Origin of the sequence: Streptomyces sp. BE303 (genome assembly GCF_036290945.1) — a bacterium.
Lineage (GTDB): Bacteria > Actinomycetota > Actinomycetes > Streptomycetales > Streptomycetaceae > Kitasatospora.
Genome location: NZ_JAQYWZ010000864.1, coordinates 99,300 through 116,825, shown reverse-complemented (window position 1 = coordinate 116,825; position 17,526 = coordinate 99,300). Strand labels below are relative to the sequence as shown.

General features: G+C 74.6%; 18 protein-coding genes. 4 read left to right on the top strand and 14 right to left on the bottom strand.

Going from position 1 to position 17,526, the window contains the following annotated elements:
- The first annotated feature begins 412 nt into the window (after positions 1 to 412).
- Positions 413 to 682: a hypothetical protein gene (locus PUR56_RS31215; RefSeq protein ID WP_329951434.1), complete on the top strand. Its 270-nt coding sequence runs from the start codon at positions 413 to 415 to the stop codon at positions 680 to 682.
- 53 nt (positions 683 to 735) lie between these two features.
- Here the strand turns inward: PUR56_RS31215 and hemB are convergent, their stop codons facing one another.
- From hemB to PUR56_RS31175, 8 genes are all read right to left on the bottom strand, one after another.
- The gene (hemB, locus tag PUR56_RS31210; RefSeq protein ID WP_329885526.1) at positions 736 to 1,716 is read right to left on the bottom strand and encodes a porphobilinogen synthase; all 981 of its coding nucleotides are present in this window, start codon (positions 1,714 to 1,716) and stop codon (positions 736 to 738) included.
- Between the two features lie 64 nt (positions 1,717 to 1,780).
- On the bottom strand, positions 1,781 to 3,451 hold the full coding sequence (locus tag PUR56_RS31205; protein ID WP_329885527.1) for a bifunctional uroporphyrinogen-III C-methyltransferase/uroporphyrinogen-III synthase: 1,671 nt from the start codon (positions 3,449 to 3,451) through the stop codon (positions 1,781 to 1,783).
- A complete protein-coding gene (gene hemC, locus PUR56_RS31200; protein ID WP_329951433.1) occupies positions 3,448 to 4,473 on the bottom strand; it encodes a hydroxymethylbilane synthase in 1,026 nt (341 codons plus the stop codon). Before hemC ends, PUR56_RS31205 begins: the two co-directional genes overlap by 4 nt.
- Positions 4,474 to 4,514: 41 nt before the next feature.
- Complete coding sequence (locus PUR56_RS31195) at positions 4,515 to 5,852, bottom strand: glutamyl-tRNA reductase (protein WP_329885529.1); 1,338 nt, start codon at positions 5,850 to 5,852, stop codon at positions 4,515 to 4,517.
- On the bottom strand, positions 5,849 to 5,989 hold the full coding sequence (locus tag PUR56_RS31190) for a hypothetical protein (protein ID WP_329951432.1): 141 nt from the start codon (positions 5,987 to 5,989) through the stop codon (positions 5,849 to 5,851). Before PUR56_RS31190 ends, PUR56_RS31195 begins: the two co-directional genes overlap by 4 nt.
- Complete coding sequence (locus PUR56_RS31185; protein WP_329885532.1) at positions 5,986 to 6,882, bottom strand: redox-sensing transcriptional repressor Rex; 897 nt, start codon at positions 6,880 to 6,882, stop codon at positions 5,986 to 5,988. The genes PUR56_RS31190 and PUR56_RS31185 overlap by 4 nt, the downstream gene beginning before the upstream one ends.
- A gap of 101 nt (positions 6,883 to 6,983) precedes the next feature.
- The gene (locus PUR56_RS31180; protein ID WP_329951431.1) at positions 6,984 to 7,682 is read right to left on the bottom strand and encodes a 3'-5' exonuclease; all 699 of its coding nucleotides are present in this window, start codon (positions 7,680 to 7,682) and stop codon (positions 6,984 to 6,986) included.
- Positions 7,683 to 7,929: 247 nt separating this feature from the next.
- A complete protein-coding gene (locus PUR56_RS31175; protein ID WP_329885534.1) occupies positions 7,930 to 8,208 on the bottom strand; it encodes a glutaredoxin family protein in 279 nt (92 codons plus the stop codon).
- Between the two features lie 206 nt (positions 8,209 to 8,414).
- On the opposite strand from PUR56_RS31175, the gene PUR56_RS31170 reads away from it, so the two are divergent.
- From PUR56_RS31170 to PUR56_RS31160, 3 genes are all read left to right on the top strand, one after another.
- Positions 8,415 to 9,482 carry an HAD family hydrolase gene (locus PUR56_RS31170; RefSeq protein WP_329951430.1) on the top strand — a complete coding sequence of 356 codons (1,068 nt, stop codon included), beginning with the start codon at positions 8,415 to 8,417 and terminating at the stop codon, positions 9,480 to 9,482.
- A 608-nt stretch (positions 9,483 to 10,090) separates the two neighbouring features.
- Positions 10,091 to 10,882: an ECF subfamily RNA polymerase sigma factor, BldN family gene (locus PUR56_RS31165; RefSeq protein WP_443034594.1), complete on the top strand. Its 792-nt coding sequence runs from the start codon at positions 10,091 to 10,093 to the stop codon at positions 10,880 to 10,882.
- A 277-nt stretch (positions 10,883 to 11,159) separates the two neighbouring features.
- On the top strand, positions 11,160 to 12,506 hold the full coding sequence (locus tag PUR56_RS31160; RefSeq protein ID WP_329951428.1) for a DUF5667 domain-containing protein: 1,347 nt from the start codon (positions 11,160 to 11,162) through the stop codon (positions 12,504 to 12,506).
- A 190-nt stretch (positions 12,507 to 12,696) separates the two neighbouring features.
- On the opposite strand, the gene PUR56_RS31155 is transcribed toward PUR56_RS31160, so the two are convergent.
- From PUR56_RS31155 to PUR56_RS31130, 6 genes are all read right to left on the bottom strand, one after another.
- The gene (locus PUR56_RS31155) at positions 12,697 to 13,707 is read right to left on the bottom strand and encodes a lysophospholipid acyltransferase family protein (RefSeq protein WP_329951427.1); all 1,011 of its coding nucleotides are present in this window, start codon (positions 13,705 to 13,707) and stop codon (positions 12,697 to 12,699) included.
- Between the two features lie 6 nt (positions 13,708 to 13,713).
- Positions 13,714 to 14,835 (bottom strand): NAD-dependent epimerase/dehydratase family protein, encoded by a 1,122-nt coding sequence (locus PUR56_RS31150; protein WP_329885538.1) that lies wholly within the window; start codon positions 14,833 to 14,835, stop codon positions 13,714 to 13,716.
- Between the two features lie 233 nt (positions 14,836 to 15,068).
- A complete protein-coding gene (locus PUR56_RS31145; RefSeq protein WP_003948845.1) occupies positions 15,069 to 15,167 on the bottom strand; it encodes a 30S ribosomal protein bS22 in 99 nt (32 codons plus the stop codon).
- 189 nt (positions 15,168 to 15,356) lie between these two features.
- Complete coding sequence (locus PUR56_RS31140; protein ID WP_329885539.1) at positions 15,357 to 15,566, bottom strand: helix-turn-helix domain-containing protein; 210 nt, start codon at positions 15,564 to 15,566, stop codon at positions 15,357 to 15,359.
- Positions 15,567 to 15,841: 275 nt separating this feature from the next.
- On the bottom strand, positions 15,842 to 17,038 hold the full coding sequence (locus PUR56_RS31135) for an acetoin utilization protein AcuC (protein WP_329951426.1): 1,197 nt from the start codon (positions 17,036 to 17,038) through the stop codon (positions 15,842 to 15,844).
- A gap of 69 nt (positions 17,039 to 17,107) precedes the next feature.
- Complete coding sequence (locus tag PUR56_RS31130; protein ID WP_329951425.1) at positions 17,108 to 17,503, bottom strand: HGxxPAAW family protein; 396 nt, start codon at positions 17,501 to 17,503, stop codon at positions 17,108 to 17,110.
- Positions 17,504 to 17,526: the final 23 nt, after the last annotated feature.

Genomic DNA, 17,526 nt, shown 5'->3' with positions numbered 1-17,526 from the left:
TCTGCCTGCCGGAGGTCCACAACATCGCGGTCGCCGTCCTCGGCGTGGCCGTCCCGGTCGAGGTGCCGATCCTCAACAGCACCCCGAAGCAGATCTGCAACGTCGGCCAGAACACCCAGTCCTCGGGCGACGCGGGTGTCTCGCACCTGATCGGCTGATTCTGCGGCACGGTGCGGCGGAGGGCCCGGGGACGTCTGGTCCCCGGGCCCTCCCGGCGTACGGGACCGGACGTCCGGCCGGCCGCACTCCGCGTGCGGGCCGGCCGGGTGACAGGCCGTCGGAACGGCGCGTGGGGCGCCGGTGCGGACGGCAGCGTGTGTTCACGTGTCAGAGCTGCCGCCCGGACACGGACCGGAGCACACGTCAGAGGCAGAGCGTTCCGACCGGACGCTCCGGAAGAGAGGGCAGATCCATGAAGAGCAAGCTGGGCAAGGTCGCGCTGACCGCCTTCGGCGCGCTGGCGCTGGCCGGTGTCGCCACCCCGGCGTCCGCGCACGTCGGCCTGGTCGGCGGCGGCGAGTTCGTCGCGTCGGCCGACCCGGTGTTCGCGGCCGGCGAGTGGTGGGGTCTCGCCCACACCTCGAACATCCACACCGGCGGGCACGGATGGGGAGCCGCCACCTCCACCGACGTCGTCGGCGGCGCGGAGGGCTTCGCCCACATCGGCGGCTGGGAGAAGTAGACGAAAGGCCGGGCCCCTCACCACAGAGGGGCCCGGCCTTCGTGCGTCCGCCGCTACTTCAGCATCGCGGCGGCCTCGACCGCCCAGTAGGTGAGGATCTGCTCGGCGCCGGCCCGGCGCAGCGACGTCAGCGTCTCCAGGATCATCCGCTCCCGGTCGATCCAGCCGTTCGCCGCGGCCGCCTCGACCATCGCGTACTCGCCCGACACCTGGTACGCCGAGACGGGCACCGGCGAGGCGTCGGCGACCTGGCGCAGGATGTCCAGGTAGGCCATGCCCGGCTTGACCATCACCAGGTCGGCGCCCTCGGCGACGTCCAGCTCCAGCTCGCGCAGGGCCTCCCGCGCGTTCGCCGGGTCCTGCTGGTAGGACTTGCGGTCACCCTTCAGCGAGGAGCCGACCGCCTCCCGGAACGGACCGTAGAACGCCGAGGCGTACTTGGCGGTGTAGGCGAGGATGCCCACGTCCTGGTGGCCGGCCTCGTCCAGGGCCCGCCGGACCACCGCGATCTGGCCGTCCATCATCCCGGACGGACCGACCAGGTGGACGCCGGCGTCGGCCTGCACCCGGGCCATCTCGGCGTAGCGCTCCAGCGTCGCGTCGTTGTCCACCGAGCCGTCGGCGGCCAGCACGCCGCAGTGGCCGTGGTCGGTGTACTCGTCCAGGCAGAGGTCGGACATGACCACCAGGGCGTCGCCGACCTCGGCGACCACGTCCCGGATCGCCTGCTGGAGGATGCCGTCGGGGTTGGTGCCCTCGCTGCCGACGGCGTCCTGCACCTCCGGGACGCCGAACAGCATGAGGCCCCCCAGGCCCGCCTCGGCCGCCTCGACCGCGGCCCTGCGCAGGGTGTCGCGGGTGTGCTGGACCACCCCGGGCATCGACGAGACCGGCACCGGCTCGCGCACGCCCTCGCGGACGAACACCGGCAGGATCAGCTCCGCCGGGTGCAGCCGGGTCTCGGCGACCAGGCGGCGCATCGCCGGGGTCGACCTCAGGCGGCGCGGGCGGACGTACGGGAATTCAGCGGACACTGCTTCTCTCTCCGAACGGTGGTGCGAGTGCCGGGGGCGGCGGGTGGGCCACCCCCGGCCGTTGTCAGCGTGCGGCCTTGCGGCGCGAGCCGGGACGACGCTCGCTGGGCCGGTAGACCGGCTCGCCGGCGGCCGTCGCGGTGTCGCGGCGCTTGGCCCCGAAGTCCGCCAGTGCCTGGGCCAGCGCGGCCGCCGACGGCGCCGGGGCCATCACGTCGACCCGCAGGCCGTGCTCCTCGGCGGTCTTCGCGGTGGCCGGGCCGATGCAGGCGATGACCGTCACGTTGTGCGGCTTGCCCGCGATCCCGACCAGGTTCCGCACGGTCGAGGACGAGGTGAACAGCACCGCGTCGAAGCCGCCGCCCTTGATCGCCTCACGGGTCTCGGCCGGCGGCGGCGAGGCGCGCACCGTCCGGTACGCCGTCACGTCGTCGACCTCCCAGCCCAGCTCGACCAGGCCGGCCACCAGGGTCTCGGTGGCGATGTCGGCGCGCGGCAGCAGCACCCGGTCGATCGGGTCGAACACCGGGTCGTACGGCGGCCAGTCCTCCAGCAGGCCGGCGGCGGACTGCTCGCCGGACGGCACGAGGTCCGGCTTCACGCCGAAGTCGACCAGCGCCTGCGCGGTGGTCTCGCCGACCGCCGCGACCTTGATCCCGGCGAACGCCCGGGCGTCCAGGCCGTACTCCTCGAACTTCTCCCGCACGGCGCGCACCGCGTTCACCGAGGTGAAGGCGATCCACTCGTACCGGCCGGTGACCAGGCCCTTGATGGCCCGCTCCATCTGCTGCGGGGTGCGCGGCGGCTCGACCGCGATGGTCGGCACCTCCTGCGGCACCGCGCCGTACGAGCGGAGCTGCTCGGAGAGGCCGTGCGCCTGCTCCTTGGTCCGCGGCACCAGGACGTTCCAGCCGAACAGCGGCTTGGTCTCGAACCAGGAGTGCGAGGAGCGGTGCGCGACCTGCTCCCCGACCACGGCTATGACCGGGGTGGCCGGGTCCACCGGCGCCGACACCGGTGAGGGCAGCACCCGGGCCGCCTTCAGGTCGGCCGCGATGGTGGCCAGGGTGGCGGTGAAGGTGCGCTGGCGGGTGGTGGTGCCGGAGAGCGTCGCGCTCAGGGCCGACTCCGGCTTGCGGCCGTTGGAGACCAGCGCGTTGGCGGTGGCGGGCAGCTGGCCCAGGGTGGTCCGCACCACCAGGGTGGTCTCCTGCGCGCCCAGGTCCACCGGCGAGCCGGCCAACAGGGCCGCGCCCTCCACGAACCGGACGTCGGTGCCGGCCGCGCCGCGCAGCGGCACACCGGCGTAGGCCGGCACGCCGACCGACTGGGCGACCCCGGGGATCACCTCGAAGGCGATCCCGGCGCCGGCGCAGCCGAGCATCTCCTCGGCGGCACAGCCGTCCAGGCCCGGGTCACCGTCGACGGTCCGCACCACGTGCTTGCCGGACCGCACGGCCTCGCGGACCAGCTCGGCCAGGTCGAACTCCGGCCCCTCCGCACCCGGGGCGTGCACCTGCACGCCGGACGGGCAGTGGCTGCGCACCGCGGCGGCGGTCAGCGGGTCGGCGACCAGGATGTCGGCCGAAGCCAGCACCTCGACCGCGCGCAGGGTCAGCAGGCCCGGGTCGCCGGGGCCCGCACCCAGGAAGGTGCATCGACCGGTGGCGGGGACCACGCCCCCGAACGGGCTGTCGGCCGGGAACGGGCTGTCGGTGGCGGCGGTGGGGCTCATCGGGCTCGCTCCCCCATCAGGGCGGCCGCGCCCGCGTCGAGCAGCCGGGCGGCCAGCGCGCGGCCGAGGGCCGCCGCCCGCTGCTCGGCGGTCTCGTCGAGGACGATCGGACCGTCGGCGGACATCTTCAGCAGGGTGGCGCCGTCGGTGGTTCCGACCACGCCCTCCAGCCGCAGTTCGTTCTCGTGGCCCCGGACCGCCAGGCCGGCGACCGGTGCGGAGCAGCCGGCCTCCAGGGCGGACAGCAGGGCGCGCTCGGCGGCCACCGCGACCCGGGTGGGGGTGTGGTCCAGAGCCGACAGCGCGGCAGCCAGCGACCCCCCGTCCGGAAGTACGGCGGTGGGGGTGCACTCGACGGCGAGCGCACCCTGGCCGGGGGCCGGGATCATCAGCTCGCGGTCCAGGTGCTCGGTGATCTCGGCGGCGCGGCCGAGCCGGTTCAGGCCGGCGGTGGCCAGCACCACGGCGTCCAGCTCGCCGGAGGCGACGAAGCCGATCCGGGTGTCCACGTTGCCGCGGATCGCCACCGTCTCCAGTTGTGCGCCCCGGGCCCGGGCCCAGGCGTTCAGCTGCGCCATCCGGCGCGGCGAACCGGTGCCGATCCGGGCCGTGCGGCCGGAGCCGGCCAGCTTCTCCACCAGCTCGCCCAGGGTCAGACCCTCGCGCGCCACCAGGGCGTCGCGGAAGTCCTCGCGCTCGGGGACGGCGGCCAGCACCAGACCCTCGGGGGCGGCGGTGGGCAGGTCCTTGAGCGAGTGCACGGCGAAGTCGATCCGGCCCTCCAGCAGCGCGTCGCGCAGCGCGGAGACGAAGACGCCGGTGCCGCCGATCTGGGCCAGCGCCTCGCGCGAGGTGTCGCCGTAGGTGGTGATCTCCACCAGCTCGACGGGGCGCCCGGTGAGCCGGGTCACCTCGCGGGCGACCATGCCCGACTGGGCCATGGCGAGCGCGCTGCGCCGGGTGCCGAGCCGCAGGGGTGCGGTGGCGTCCGGGGACTGGCCGGTGAGCGGTTGACCATTCATGAGGTGATCGTCCCGGTGGTACTCGTGGGATGGCTGACGGTTCATCTGGCGCCCCCGCCCGCAGGCTGCTGGGTGCCGATCGGTGTGCCGGAGACCGCGTGCACGGCGGCCGGGTCGAGGTCGAACAGCTCGCGCAGCGCGTCCGCGTAGGAGGCACCGCCCGGCTCGGCGGCGAGCTGCTTCACCCGTACGGTCGGGGCGTGCAGCAGCTTGTCGACAACCCGCCGGACGGTCTGGGTGATCTCGGCGCGGGAGCGGTCGTCCAGCGCGGGCAGCCGGGAGTCCAGGCGGCCCAGCTCGGCGGCGACGACCTCGGAGGCCATCGCGCGCAGCGCCACCACGGTCGGGGCGATCCGGGCGGCCCGCTGGGCGGCGCCGAAGGCGGTGACCTCCTCGGCGACGATGCCGGAGACCGCGTCGACGTCGCCGGCGCCGGGGGTCGCCGCGTGGGCGTGCGAGAGGCTCTCCAGGTCGACGAGGAGCGCGCCGGGCAGCTCGTGCACGGCGTGGTCGACGTCGCGCGGCATGGCCAGGTCGAGGAAGGCGAGCGGGGTGTCGGCGTGGCGGGACGCCACTGCGGCGGCGACGTCCTCGGACCTGATGACCACGCCGGCCGCGCCGGTACAGGAGATCACCAGGTCGACGTCGGCCAGCGCCTCGGGCACCTTGGCCAGTTCGAGGGTGCGGGCGACGTCCGCGCCGAGGATCCCGACCAGCCGCTCGGCCCGCTCGGGCGTCCGGTTGGCGATCAGCAGGTCGGTGACGCCGGAGCGGACCAGCGTGGCGGCGGCCAGCGAGCTCATCGAGCCCGCGCCGACCACCAGCGCCCGCTTGCCGGCGATCTCGCCGGCGCCGGCCGCGACCTGCTCCAGGCCGAAGGTCACCAGTGACTGGCCGGCCTTGTCGATGCCGGTCTCGCTGTGCGCCCGCTTGCCGACCCGCAGCGCCTGCTGGAACAGCTCGTTCAGGCCGCGCCCCGCGGTGTGCTCGTCCTGCGCCCTGGCCAGCGAGTCGCGCAGCTGGCCGAGGATCTGGCCCTCGCCGACCACCATCGAGTCCAGGCCGCAGGCCACCGAGAAGAGGTGGTGGACGGCGCGGTCCTCGTAGTGGACGTAGAGGTGGGAGGTGAGCTCCTCCAGGTCGACCCCGCTGTGGTGGGCGAGCAGCAGCGACAGCTCGGCGACGCCGGCGTGGAACTTGTCCACGTCCGCGTACAGCTCGATCCGGTTGCAGGTGTTCAGCAGCGCGGCCTCGGCGACCGTCGCGGACGCGGCCGCGTCGTGCAGCAGCCGGGTCGGGACCTCACCGGTCAGGGCGGCGCGCTCCAGCACGCCGACCGGGGCGGTGCGGTGGCTCAGCCCTACGACGAGAAGACTCACGCCCGACCCCCGGTACCGCGGATCCCGATGCCCGAGCGGCGTCCGCCGCGCTCGGCGGGCTCGGCGGGCGCGGCGGACGGCACCCGGCCGCCGACGATCCGCCCGTAGTGCCCCTGCTGCCAGTGCTGCCCGCTCATGCCGGCATCACCGCGGAGAGGTCGCCCTCACCGGGCTTGCCGGGCTGGGACTTCGCCGCCGGGTCGCCGTCCTTGGCGGGCTCGGTGGCCGGGCGGGCCTTGGTGCTGCCGCCGGCGGCACGGCGCAGCTTGGCGGCGGCCGCCCGGACCGGGCCGGGGGCGCGGTCGAGCACGGACTCGGCACGGTCCGGCTCGTCGCCGGCCTTGCGCTGCTCGTGGAAGGCGAGGATCTGCAGCTCGATGGAGAGGTCCACCTTGCGCACGTCGACGCCGTCCGGGACGGTCAGCACGGTCGGGGCGAAGTTCAGGATGCTGGTGACACCGGCCTCGACCAGCCGGTCGCAGACCTGCTGGGCGGCACCGGGCGGGGTGGTGATGACGCCGATCGAGACGTGCTGGCTCTCCACGATGGACTCCAGCTCGTCCATGTGGCGCACCGGGAGGCCGGCCGCACTGCTGCCGACCACGGCCGGGTCGGCGTCCAGCAGGGCCGCGACCCGGAAGCCGCGGGAGGCGAAGCCGCCGTAGTTGGCGAGCGCGTGGCCGAGGTTCCCGATGCCGACGATGACGACCGGCCAGTCCTGGGTCAGGCCCAGCTCGCGGGAGATCTGGTAGACGAGGTACTCGACGTCGTAGCCGACGCCGCGGGTGCCGTACGAGCCCAGGTAGGAGAAGTCCTTGCGCAGCTTGGCGGAGTTCACCCCGGCGGCCGCGGCCAGCTCCTCGGAGGAGACCGTCGGCACCGAGCGCTCGGAGAGCGCGGTGAGCGCGCGCAGATAGAGGGGCAGGCGCGCGACTGTCGCCTCCGGGATTCCCCGGGCACGCGAGGGTCGGCGCGCGGCGCCCTGCTCGGGCGTCTGCGAACTGCTCTGTGGTGATCGGCCGATTGCCACGGTGCTCCTGTGGGTGAAGCTGGGCTTTGGCAGCCAGGCTATGCGTTTGTGAACGTGTGCACAAAGATGGTGTCCGATTTGTCCCCACACAGTGATGCGCATCACGCCGTGGCACCTATAGCACCGGGCGCTTTCCGGGCCACCGCCGGGGGCGGTGCAGCGGGTGGCCGAGGGCCGTACAACGGCTCGCGCGGGAGCTCACGGCGGACCAGCGGGACCGGCTCCCCCTCCGGCCGGGACCGGGCCCCGCCCAACCTCGGCCACGGAACCCGGGCCGCCGCCCGCAGCGGCTCCACCCAGTCGCCGGGCGGACAGGACGGCGCACCCAGGCAGTGCCGGAGCAGCCCGGCGGTGGCCCGGGCGTCGCCCAGCGCGGTGTGGGCCGCGAACCCGCCCAGACCGGCCGCCTCCACGCAGGCCGCCAGGCCGAACCCGCGGGCCTCCGGCAGGTGGGTCCGGGCCAGCCGCATCGTGCAGAGCAGCGGCACGGAGGGCAGCGGGACGCCGATCCGGGCGAACTCACGATCGAGGAAGGCGTGGTCGCAGGTGACGTGATGGCCGACCAGCACCCGACCGGCCAACAGCTCCAGCAGCCTGGGCGCGATCTCGCGGAACCGCGGGGCGCCCTCGACGTCCTCCTGCGCTATCCGGTGCACATGGGTCGGGCCCACCGGCCCGAGCGGGTCCAGCAGCGTGCAGAACTCGCCCTCCAGACGGAGCCGCTCGTCCAGCAGCACCACGGCGACCTCGACCACCCGGTGCCGCCAGGGGCTGCGGCCGGTCGCCTCCACGTCCACCACGGCGAAACCCCCGGGCCCGGCCGACGGGGCGGCGGGCGGCCCTGGGGGCGCCGCGGGGGGCGGACCGGGAAGCATGGCGGCACTCCTCGCGTGCTCAGCCCCCCATGGGCGCAGACGAGTTCGATCGTAAGCCGAGCACCGGGGGGCGCCCCAAGCCGCGTGCGGGGATTCTTCACAACGATTCGGCGAACCGCCCCCGCCGACCGGCGGGGGCGCAGGAGCCGCCCGCCGGGCCCCCCGGGGGGCGTCAGCCGCCGAGCGCGGCGCGCAGACGCTTCTCCTCCACCCGCCAGAAGTCGTGCTGGCGGCCGTCGATCAGGGTCACCGGGATCTGCTCCCAGTAGCGGCGGTAGAGCTCCTCGTCCTGCGTGATGTCCTTCTCCTCGAAGGTCGCGCCCAGCTCGCCCGCCACCCGGACGATCACCTCCCGGGCGTCGTCGCACAGGTGGCAACCGGGCTTGGCCACCAGGGTCACGGTCCGCTCGGCCGGCTTCGGGTTCTTGTCACGTCGCAGCAGTGGGCTCACCCCGCCATTGTGCGCCGCCCCTACAGGCCGCCGGACGGCGGCCGGGGCGACCGGGGACGGTCGGGCGCGGTTCCGCGAGCGGTCCGGGGGCGACGGGGCCGCGGCCGACGCACGGAACGGCCGGTCGGGCGGACGGCGCGGCTGTTCACCGGCCCGGCACGCCGCCGTCACGGCCGCCCCGCGACCCGCTGGCTATGCTCGGTGACATGGCCGTGCTCCGAAGGCTCCTCCAGACAAGGCGACCCACCACCGCGCGGATCGCCCTGGCGGGCGAGGCCGCGGCCGAGGCCGCGGAGGCCGCCCTGCGCACCGCGCCGCAGCCGCCCGCCGACGTGGAGCCGGCTCCCGGGACCGTCGCCGGGCCGAGCGGGGAGAGCGGGCCCGCCGGGGAAGGCACCGAGGAGAGCGCCGAGGAGAGCGCCGGGGAGGGCACCGGGCAGCACGCGCGGCGCGGCAAGGCACCCAAGGCACCCACCGAGAACCACACCCCCGAGCCGGACGACCCGCGCGCCGCCGCCTTCTTCGACTGCGACAACACCATCCTGCGCGGCGCCGCCATCTTCTACCTCGGCGTCGGCCTCTACCGCCGCGGCTTCCTCACCCGCCGCGACATCGCCCGCTTCGCCTGGCAGCAGGCGTGGTTCCGGCTGCACGGCGCCGAGGACCCGGACCACATGGCCGACGCCCAGCACACGGCGCTCGGCCTGGTCGCCGGCAAGCGGACCGCCGATCTGGAGGCCCTCTGCGAGGAGGTCTTCGACGAGGTCATCGCCGACAAGGTCTGGCCCGGCACCCGCGCCCTGGTCCAGATGCACCTGGACGCCGGCCAGCGGGTCTGGCTGGCCACCGCCGCGCCGGTGGAGGTGGCCAGGATCATCGCCGCCCGGCTCGGCATGACCGGCGCGCTCGGCACCGTCGCCGAGGCCCGCGACGGCGCGTACACGGGCCGGCTGGTCGGCGAGATGCTGCACGGCCCGGCCAAGGCGGCGGCCGTCCGCTCGCTGGCCCGCCGGGAGCGGCTCGACCTGGACCGCTGCGCCGCGTACAGCGACTCGGCCAACGACATCCCCATGCTCTCGCTGGTCGGGCACCCGTACGTGGTGAACCCGGACGGCGCGCTGCGGCGGCACGCCCGCTCGCAGGGCTGGCGCGTCCGGGACTTCCGGACCGGCCGGAAGGCGGCCCGGGTGGGCCTGCCGGCGGCGGCGGCGCTCGGGGTGACGGCGGGCGCGGTGGCGGCGGCGGTGGCCCTGCACCGCCGCCACCGGGCCTGACCCCGGCCCGGACCCGCCCGGGCACGCACCCGGACCCGATCCTTCCGCCAGGCCGCCCGACGGAGTGAGCCCGGTCAATTCACGCGCTGACCAGGCCGCTCTTACGGGCTAACTCCGGCGCGCCGGACGTCGATTCAGGGGCATCGACCGAACCCGACACCCGGTGACCGATTCTGATCGCTCGTCAGTCCGGGAAAGTCAGGGGTTATCCGCGCCCAGGACAGGGAAACCGCCCCCCGCGCCGCCGAATTGGTCACCCGGCGCACCCGTTCGGTCACGTTGGGCCGGATGATCGATGACACGTTCGGTCAGTGTCAGCCTTATAAGTGGTCAATGCGGATCCCAAACGACCACTTCGACCACACGGTGTAGCTGTCATTGCACAAAGCGTTATTCTCTCCTGGATGCGCGTCACCCACCCGCCCCGGCATGACCGGGTGGTGCGGCCGTGCTCTCCGCGCAGGCGGAGGTGATCCGTCCACAGTTCTGCCTCTGGGAGTCCCGTGTACCCACCCGTCCGGAACGACGCGCCTGCACCCTCCCGCCCGTCGTCCGCGCCCCTGCGCTCCCGCACCAGCCTCCGCGGCCGCCCGGTCCCGCCCCGGCAGATCTCCACCGGCCTCGAACTGCTGCGCACCCTGCTCCGCAGCCAGCTCGCGACCTCGCCCCAACTGGTTCCCGCCGGAGCCGCGTTCGGCCCCGGCCAGCCGCACACCGGGGCCCCCTTGCTGCGCACCACCGCAGCCGGCTCGGCCGGCTCCGCCGGCACCGGTGCGCGCGGACGGACCGGAGCCGCCGGCACGGGCGGCCGGAGCCGGACCCGAACCACCACCGGCCCCGGCTACGAGACCGAGCACAATCCGATCATGGAGCTGGTCGAGCGGGCCCAGGCCGGCGAGAGCGAGGCCTTCGGCCGCCTCTACGACCACTACTCGGACACGGTCTACCGCTACATCTACTACCGGGTCGGCAGCCGGGCCACCGCCGAGGACCTCACCAGCGAGACGTTCCTGCGCGCGCTGCGCCGGATCGGCACGTTCACCTGGCAGGGCCGGGACTTCGGCGCCTGGCTGGTGACCATCGCCCGCAACCTGGTCGCCGACCACTTCAAGTCCAGCCGGTTCCGGCTGGAGGTCACCACCGGCGAGATGCTCGACTCCAACGAGTGCGAGCGCAGCCCGGAGGACTCGGTCCTGGAGTCGCTGTCCAACGCGGCCCTGCTGGAGGCGGTCCGGCGGCTCAACCCGCAGCAGCAGGAGTGCGTCACACTGCGCTTCCTGCAGGGGCTCTCGGTCGCCGAGACGGCGCGGATCATGGGCAAGAACGAGGGCGCCATCAAGACCCTCCAGTACCGCGCCGTCCGCACCCTGGCCCGTCTGCTCCCGCCCGACGCACGGTGAACGGGACGCAGGCCGGGGGCGGCCCCGGCGCGGCGGGGGAGATAACCGGCGGGCCGTCATCCCTGATGGCGGTCCGACACGTCCGGGTGAACGGTCGGTCCGATGATCAGCCGTGCGTAACCGACCGCCCGCACCACTCGTTGGCCAGCGTGCAAGCCTCCACCAGGCGTACGGTCAAGTCGAATTGCGACCTCTCACCCGATGGAGTGGCATTGGCTTGCCGGGGCAACCGTCCGGCAGGCCGGGGTGTCGACAACGACGAAGGGAGGTGTGGCCCGTGACGGCAAACGTGCTGGAGCACCGGCGGGCGAAGGCCTTCGCCGAGGCGCTGGAGGCCCACCAGGCGGAGCAACTCGCTACCGACGGCGCGGAAACGGCCAGGAGCACGGCCGGCAGCGCAGGTCCGGCCACCATGGCCGGGCTCATCGACATGGTCGGCGCGCTCGGCGCGCTGCCCGGCCCGGAGCTGGGCCGCGAAGTCCGGACCGTCCAACGCGCCCAGCTGATGGCCGCGTTCGAGCAGGCTTTCGCCGGTGGACCGGGCGCCACGGTGCCCCGGCAGCGCCGCCATCGGGCGATCCGGAGCGCACCGCGCGGCCGCTGGAGCCGCCGGTTCGCGATCGGCGGGCTGGTGGCCGGGCTGGCCGTCGGGAGCCTCGCCGGCGCCGCGGCCGCCAGCACCGGGGCACTGCCGGGCGATCCGCTGTACGGGATGAAGCGCGGCCTGGAAGGACTCCGGCTCAACCTCGCGGAATCCGACACCGAGCGCGGCGAGCTGCTGCTGGACAACGCGGCCACCCGGCTCGGCGAGGCCCGGTCGCTGGTCGGGCGGACCGGAACCGGCGGCTCGCTCAGCCCGGGCACGGTCGACCAGGTCCGCAAGGCGCTCGACGACATGCACGCCGACGCCCTCCGGGGCCGCGACCTGTTGCGCGCCGTGTACCGCAGCAACGGCTCGCTCGACCCGATGCGCACCCTCGCCGGCTTCGCCGAGGGCGAGGACGGCGCCTGGGCCGAGGTCCAGTCCAAGCTGCCCGTCCAGCTGATCCCGCAGGCCCACCTGGTGGAACAGCTCTTCGACGACATAAGCGAGGACGTCGCGCCCCTGCGCCTGGCCGAACCGCCCGCCAAGAGCGGTGCACCGGTCGGCGGCGGGGCGGGCGGCGGCGCGCAGACCCCGGCCACCGGTGGGGACGGCGGTCCCGCCGGCACCACGGCCACGGGCGGCAACCCGGCTCCCGGCGCGCCCGCGCAGGGCGGCTCCGGCGCGGGTCCGGCCGGCAGCACGGCCGGCAGCGGCAGGCCCGGCACCGCCGAGCGTGCCCCGTCCGCGGGGGCGACCGTTCCTGCGCCTCCGGCCGCTCCCGGTGCCCCGGTCGACATCCTGCCGAGCAGCGTGCCCGGCAACGTCGTCCCGGCCCCGGTCGGCGGGCTGGTCGACAACCTCACCAACGGGCTCACGGGCGCCAAGCCCTCGCCCAGTCCGGACCCGGCGCCGGACCAGGCGCCGGCCCAACCGTCCGCCACGCCCAGCCCGACCGCCGACGGCGCCCCGCAACAGGGCGTCGAGGTGCCCCCGCTGATCCCGGGCCTGCTGCCCGGGCTACGGATCCTCGGCGGCTGAGCGGCCGGAAGGACGATCGACCGCGTGGTGGTGACGCGGGTGGGCCCCGGTGGACGCGTCGTCCACCGGGGCCCACCCGCGTGCGGCGCCGGGCCTCGGCCGGACGCACCGGCCGAGGCCCGGGGGCGCCCCGCCGGGAGGGACGGCGCCTCCGCCCGGCGGGGCCGCGCTCAGCGGAGCTCAGCGGCGCTCAGAAGAACACCGAACGCCGCTGCACCAGCAGCTGGTAGAGGGTGTGCTGGATGGTCTCCCGGACCTCGTCGGCCAGGTCGAAGACCAGCATCGGGTCGTCCGCCGCCTCGACGGGGTGCCGGTCGGTCGCGATCGGCTCGCCGAACTGGATGATCCACTTGGTCGGCAGCGGGACCGCCCCCAGCGGCCCCAGCCACGGGAAGGTCGGCGTGATCGGTACGTACGGCAGGCCCAGCAGCCGGGCCAGGGTCCGGAAGTTGCCGATCATCGGGTAGGTCTCCTCGGCCCCGACGATCGAGCACGGGACGATCGGCACCCGCGCCCGCAGCGCGGACGACACGAAGCCGCCGCGGCCGAAGCGCTGCAGCTTGTACCGCTCGGAGAACGGCTTGCCGACCCCCTTGAAGCCCTCCGGCCAGACCCCGACCAGCTCGCCCCGTTCCAGCAGTGCCTGGGCGTCCTCGTTGCAGGCCAGCGTGTGCCCGGCCTTCCGGGCCAGCTCGTTGATGCCGGGCAGGACGAACACCAGGTCGGCGGCGAGCATCCGCAGGTGCCGGTGGTGCGGGTGGTGGTCGTGTATGGCCACCTGGGTCATCAGGGCGTCCAGCGGGATCGTGCCGGAGTGGTTGGCGACGATCAGCGCGCCGCCCTCGGCCGGGATGTTCTCGACGCCGCGGACCTCGACCCGGAAGTACTTCTCGGCCAGCGGCCGCAGCAGCCCGAGCAGGACCTCCTCGGTCAGCTCCCGGTCGAAGCCGAACTCGTCCACCTCGTAGTCGCCGGTGATCCGGCGGCGCAGGAAGGCCAGGCCGTCGGCGGCCCGGGACTCCCAGCCCTTGCCGAACAGCCGGGTGGCGGCCGGGCCGAGCTGCCCGGCCAGTGCCCCGCCGACCGTCTCGGCAACCCGGTCGGCCAGGCCGGGGCCGACCGGCGGCTCGGTCCAGCTGGGGGCGGACTCGATCGGGATGACCTTCGCCTCGCCCGGCGCGTTCTCGGCGGCGGCACTCATGCGGGTTCAGCTCCTGGGTCGGTGCGGGCGGGCGGGACTCTCCGGTGCGGCCCGGCCGTGCCCCGGGCGCTCGGGGCCGAGCAGCGCGGCCACGCCGTCGGTGACGGCGGCCAGCCGCTCGGGCGGCAGCAGGCCGGGCGACTGCGCCGCGGCGAAGTCGGTGAACGCCTCCGGGGTGGTGAACGCCGGACGGTAGCCGAAGGTCTCCCGCAGCCGCGTGGTGTCCACCACCCGGCCGTGCGTGAGCAGCCGGAGCTGCTCGGGCGAGACGTCCACGAGCCTGGTCTGCCGGGCCAGTCCGGCGAACCAGCTGATCGCGGGCAGCAGCAGCGGCAGGGTCGGCCGGCCCAGCCGGCGGGCGCACTGGGAGAGCAGCAGGACGCCCTCCCCCGCCACGTTGAAGGTACCGGTGTTGACGGTGCCCGGCTCGGCGGCGAACGCGGCCCGGCAGAGCACCTCGATCACGTCGTCCTCGTGGACGAACTGGAGCCTCGGGTCGTAGCCGAGAACGGTCGGCAGCACCGGGAGCCCGAAGTAGTCGGTCAGCGGGGTGTCGGCGGCCGGGCCGACGATGTTGGCGAACCGCAGCACCGTCACCCCGACGTCCGGGCGGCGCCGGGCGAAACCGCGGACGTAGCCCTCGACCTCGACCGCGTCCTTGGCGAAGCCGCCGCCCGGCAGGTTCCTGGGCTGGGTGCGCTCGGTGAACACCGCCGGGTCGCGCGGCGCCGAGCCGTACACGCCGGTGGTCGACTTCACCACCAGCCGGCGGACACCCGGCGCCTTCTGGCAGGCACCGAGCAGCTGCATGGTGCCGATCACGTTGGACTCCTTCACCGACGAGCGGTTGGTGGAGCCCAGCCCGGTGGCGCTGACCGCGAGATGGACCACGGTGTCGACCCCGTGCTCGGCGATCACCCGGGCCACGGCGGGGCGGCGCAGGTCGAGCTGGTGGAAGCGGTACGGCGCGGCGGGCCCGTCCGGCTCCGCGAGCGCGCGCAGCGGGGGCCGGGGCGGCTGCACGTCCACGCCGACCACCAGGTCCACCCCGGGCCTGCGGCGCAGCTCGGCGGCGAAACGGGCGCCCAGGTGCCGGGCCACGCCGGTGACGAGCACGACCGTTCCCACAGCGCTGCACCCCATTTCCACGCCCGCCCGTTCCTCGGCCCGGGCGGCCTGCGTGCACCGTACCGCGCCGCCGTGGCGGGCCGTGAAACGACACCGCCCGCCCAGGCCACGAGGGCCTGGACGGGCGGGGGAACGCCTGAACCCCGCCGGAGCGGGGGGATACTTCGTTGCGTCGCTGGACCCTCGTCGTGGGGTCACCCCCGCCGAGGCGGGGAAGCTCACAAGCTCAGGCGTTACTTCTTGTTGCGACGCTGAACACGCGTCCGCTTCAGAAGCTTGCGGTGCTTCTTCTTGGCCATACGCTTGCGACGCTTCTTGATGACAGAGCCCACGGAACAACCCTCGCTCACTGAGACTCGCGCCCGTGAGAGACGGAGTCCATACGACTGACGGACGGCCTAGCCTACCGTCCACTCGCCCAGGGCCGTAATCGTGCTCCCCGGGACGGGCAAACTCGGGGCGAATCCGAGGCGAACGGGCGCGGGGCCCACCGGCTGTGGGCCCCGCTCCGCCGGACTGTCCTACGCGCTTTCGAGCCGCACGTAGGAGTCCTTGAGGTACTCGTGCACTGCCTGCTGAGGCACCCGGAACGACCGGCCGACCCGGATGGCCGGCAGTTCGCCGCTGTGCACCAACCGGTAGACCGTCATCTTGGAGACCCGCATGACCGCGGCCACTTCGGCCACGGTCAGGAAGACGACGTCCTGCAAGGGGCGTTCGCCGGAACTCATGACCATCACCCGACCCTTACCCGTGTGCAAGGCACCGGCTTCCCCTCCGGTGACTCCACCGGCACACGTGTATCCCCAGAGTAGTTATGGGTGGTACCAGTGGGAAGAGGGAGAAGCGCAGTCGTCGTACGGTGAGGGATAAGCCCGTTGCAGTACGTAGCCGATCGGCGGTCTGCACCAGTGGTCGTGCGCACGGCCCCGGTCCGGCACCGGCCCTTCACAACCGGGGGCGGCCGTTCAGCGGCGCGGGCCGCCGCCGCGGCCGACGCCGCAGGTCAGGGCAGCAGTCCGTGGTGCGGCAGGACGGCCCTGCGGGTGGCCAGGATCGCCTGGTCGAGGCGGTCGGCCGGATCGTATCCCGCCTCGAAGTCGCGCCAGGCCGGGCGCGCGCCGTCGGTCATCCGCAGCGGGGCCGGACGCCGGGTCCGCCGGTAAACCTCCGCCCGCCATGTTTCCGGAGTCTCGGTGACCGGGTCGACGGGCCGGCCCGCGGCGGTCGCGACCAGATGGGTCCACGTCCGCGGTACGACGTCGACGACCGCGTAGCCGCCCCCGCCGAGGGCGATCCAGCGGCCGTCGGCGTGCTCGTGGGCCAGCGCGTGCAGTTCCTCGGCGATCAGCCGCTGCGCGTCCACGGTGACGGCGAGGTGGGCGAGCGGGTCCTCCAGGTGGGTGTCGGCGCCGTGCTGGGTGACGAGGACCTGCGGCCGGAAGGCGGCGATCAGTTCGGGCACCACGGCGTGGAAGGCGCGCAGCCAACCGGAGTCACCGGTGCCGGCCGGCAGCGGGAGGTTGGCCGCGGAGCCGGGGGCGCCGGGCCCGCCGGTCTCGGTGGCCCAGCCGGTCTGCGGGAAGAGCGTGGCGGGGTGCTCGTGCAGCGAGACCGTGAGCACCCGGGGATCGTCCCAGAACGCCTCCTGGACGCCGTCGCCGTGGTGGACGTCGACGTCGACGTAGGCGACCCGCTCGGCGCCGAGTTCGAGCAGCCGGGCGATGGCGAGGGCCGGGTCGTTGTAGATGCAGAAGCCGGACGCCTTGCCGGGCATGGCGTGGTGCAGGCCGCCGGCGAAGTTGACGGCGTGCGGGGTCTCGCCGCGCCAGACGGCCTCGGCGGCGGCGACCGACTGCCCGGCGATCAGCGCGGAGGCGGAGTGGACGGCCGGGAAGGACCAGTTGTCGTCGGTGCCGAGCCCGTGCCGGGGGTCCTGCTCGTCGGGGTGGGCGGCGGCGTGCTTGACCGCCTCGACGTAGGCGGCGGTGTGCACCAGCCGGAGGGTCGACTCACCGGCGGGCGGCGCGGACCGGACGGTGACGCCCGGACCGCCGTCGAGGCCGAGGGACTCCACCAGCCGCATGGTGAGCGAGAGCCGGGCGGGGTCCATGGGGTGGCCGGGGCCGAAGTCGTACGCGGTGACCGCCTCGTCCCAGAAGAGGTGCAGGCCGCAGGGGGTGACGCGCTCGGCTTCGGGCATGGCCTCCACCGTAGTGGGTGAGGCCGGTGCGGCCGGGCAACGGGCCCTTGAACGCCGGTGGTACGGACGTCAGCCGCGGGGGAGGCCGGCGCGCGCCCCGACGGGCGGTGCCGCCGGAACGGGCGCGGCGGCGGGAGCGGTCGCGGGTGCGGCGGCCCGGTCCGGGCGGCGGCCGGCCAGCCGGCACCCGAGGCAGTCGGGGTGGCCCCGGCGGGCGTCGGGGTCGGGGGTGCGCCAGTGCCGGCGGCCGGGCGGGCGCGGCCCGGTGGCCTTGCCCCGGCCGGCGAGGTGGAGCAGCCAGGCGGCGAGGGCCCCGAGCACGGTGAGGCCGGCGCCGGCCCAGAGCCCGGGGGCCGACCCGGCGATGAGGGCGACGCCCGCGACGGCGGATCCGAGCACGACGATCGCGGTCCCGGTCCAGCCGGCCACGGTGTGGCCCATGTCGTGATCTCCGTGTGCGCCCATGTCTCCTCGTTTGGTGTGATGGG

What these genes read in the sequence shown, in the direction of transcription:
- PUR56_RS31215 (WP_329951434.1), top strand. Translation starts at nt 413, where the DNA reads ATGAAGAGCAAGCTGGGCAAGGTCGCGCTGACCGCCTTCGGCGCGCTG.
- PUR56_RS31205 (WP_329885527.1), bottom strand. Translation starts at nt 3,451, where the DNA reads ATGAGCCCCACCGCCGCCACCGACAGCCCGTTCCCGGCCGACAGCCCG.
- hemC (WP_329951433.1), bottom strand. Translation starts at nt 4,473, where the DNA reads ATGAATGGTCAACCGCTCACCGGCCAGTCCCCGGACGCCACCGCACCC.
- PUR56_RS31190 (WP_329951432.1), bottom strand. Translation starts at nt 5,989, where the DNA reads ATGAGCGGGCAGCACTGGCAGCAGGGGCACTACGGGCGGATCGTCGGC.
- PUR56_RS31170 (WP_329951430.1), top strand. Translation starts at nt 8,415, where the DNA reads ATGGCCGTGCTCCGAAGGCTCCTCCAGACAAGGCGACCCACCACCGCG.
- PUR56_RS31155 (WP_329951427.1), bottom strand. Translation starts at nt 13,707, where the DNA reads ATGAGTGCCGCCGCCGAGAACGCGCCGGGCGAGGCGAAGGTCATCCCG.
- PUR56_RS31140 (WP_329885539.1), bottom strand. Translation starts at nt 15,566, where the DNA reads ATGAGTTCCGGCGAACGCCCCTTGCAGGACGTCGTCTTCCTGACCGTG.
- PUR56_RS31135 (WP_329951426.1), bottom strand. Translation starts at nt 17,038, where the DNA reads ATGCCCGAAGCCGAGCGCGTCACCCCCTGCGGCCTGCACCTCTTCTGG.
- PUR56_RS31130 (WP_329951425.1), bottom strand. Translation starts at nt 17,503, where the DNA reads ATGGGCGCACACGGAGATCACGACATGGGCCACACCGTGGCCGGCTGG.